Origin of the sequence: Nocardioides lentus (assembly GCF_039529515.1) — a bacterium.
GTDB classification, from domain to species: domain Bacteria; phylum Actinomycetota; class Actinomycetes; order Propionibacteriales; family Nocardioidaceae; genus Nocardioides; species Nocardioides lentus.
This window is the reverse complement of the sequence record NZ_BAAAMY010000002.1, coordinates 434,879-436,566: the sequence shown is the minus strand read 5'-3', so window position 1 is coordinate 436,566 and position 1,688 is coordinate 434,879. Positions and strand designations below refer to the sequence as shown.

The following is a 1,688-nucleotide window of genomic DNA, read 5'->3' as shown; positions in this document are numbered from 1 at the left end:
GCCCCGGCTCTTCCCGGGGGGGCCTGCGGGGTGCCGTCGCGGTCAGCGTCGGCGCGGGTTGGACGGGGTCGAGCGGCTGTTGCTCGGGTCCGACCCGCGGCGTACCTCCTGACCGTCCCCGAGCCGACCGCGGTCGGTGTCGAAGGTGGTGGGGTCGGTCTTGCGCTTGCCGAACTTCCGGTTCCGGTTGCCCGTCACCTCCTGGCGGTCGGTCAGACCGTCGCGGTCGGTGTCGGCCGCGCGCGGGTCGCTCTTGCGGGTGCCGAGGAAGTAGGTCCCGGAGGGAACGCGGATCTGCTGCGCGATCCGCACGCCCTGCACCTCCCGGTCGTCTCTCAGGCCGTCACGGTCGGTGTCCGCGCGGCACGGGTCCGTGCGCACCCGGCCGATCGGCTTCGGCGCCCCCTTCAGACGCTTGACCTTCTGACCGATCCAGATGCCGTCCACCTCGGCCCCGTCACTCAGGGTGTCGCCGTCGGTGTCGGGGTCCAGGGGGTCGGTCCCGTCGGCACACGTCCCGGGCCGGCCGTCGACCTCGCGTCCGTCGGAGAGGCCGTCGCCGTCGCTGTCCGCGACGTTCGGGTTCGTCCCCAGACCGATCTCCTCGCCGTCGGTCAGACCGTCGCCGTCGGAGTCCGCGTCACCGGCCGGCAGGTCGTCGGCCGGGTCCAGCGGATCGGTCCCCGCACCCACCTCGGTGCCGTCGGCGACGCCGCCGCCGTCGGAGTCGGGGTCCAGCGGGTCGGTGCCGAGGTCGACCTCGACGCCGTCGCCGAGCCCGTCGCCGTCGGTGTCGGCCACCTCAGGATCGGTCCCGAGCTCGGCCTCCTCCTCGTCGGTCAGCCCGTCGCCGTCGGGATCGGCGTCACCGAGCGGCTCGTCGTCGGCGGGGTCGAGCGGATCGGTCCCGGCGCCGACCTCGGTGCCGTCGTCCACCCCACCGCCGTCGGTGTCGGGGTCGAGGGGGTCGGTGTCGTAGGTGGTCACCTCCTGGCCGTCGCCGAGCCCGTCGCCGTCGGTGTCGGCCACCTCGGGATCGGTCCCGAGCTCGGCCTCCTCGTCGTCGGTGAGGCCGTCACCGTCGGTGTCGAGGTCGGCGGGCGGCAGGTCGTCGCGCGGGTCGAGGGGGTCGGTGCCCCGGGCGACCTCGGCGCCGTCGAGCACGCCACCGCCGTCGGTGTCGGGGTCGAGCGGGTCGGTGTCGTGGGTGTCGACCTCGACGCCGTCGTCGAGACCGTCGCGGTCGGTGTCGGCGACCAGCGGGTCCGTGCGGGTGTTGTCGACCTCGCGGCCGTCGCCCAGGCCGTCGCCGTCGGAGTCGGTGGCGAGCGGGTCGGTGCCCAGCTCGACCTCGCGGCCGTCGGTGAGGCCGTCGTCGTCGGTGTCGGGGTCCTCGGGGTCGGTGCCGAGCTCGGCCTCCTGGTCGTCGGTGAGGCCGTCGCCGTCGGTGTCGGCGGGGGTGACGAGGTCGTCGTCGGGGTCGAGGGGGTCGGTGCCGCGTCCGACCTCGGCGCCGTCGGTGACGCCGCCGCCGTCGGTGTCGGGGTCGAGGGGGTCGGTGAGGGTGTCGTTGACCTCGACGCCGTCACCCAGGCCGTCGTCGTCGGTGTCGGAGTCCTCGGGATCGGTGCCGAGCTCGATCTCCTGGTCGTCGGTGAGGCCGTCGCCGTCGGTGTCGGCGGGGGTGG

At 74.9% G+C, this 1,688-nt stretch carries 1 pseudogene; it reads right to left on the bottom strand.

The annotated features are described in order from the left end of the window. Window positions 1–42: 42 nt before the first annotated feature. Window positions 43–1,688: pseudogene (locus ABD158_RS05655) on the bottom strand (hypothetical protein); the annotation flags it as partial.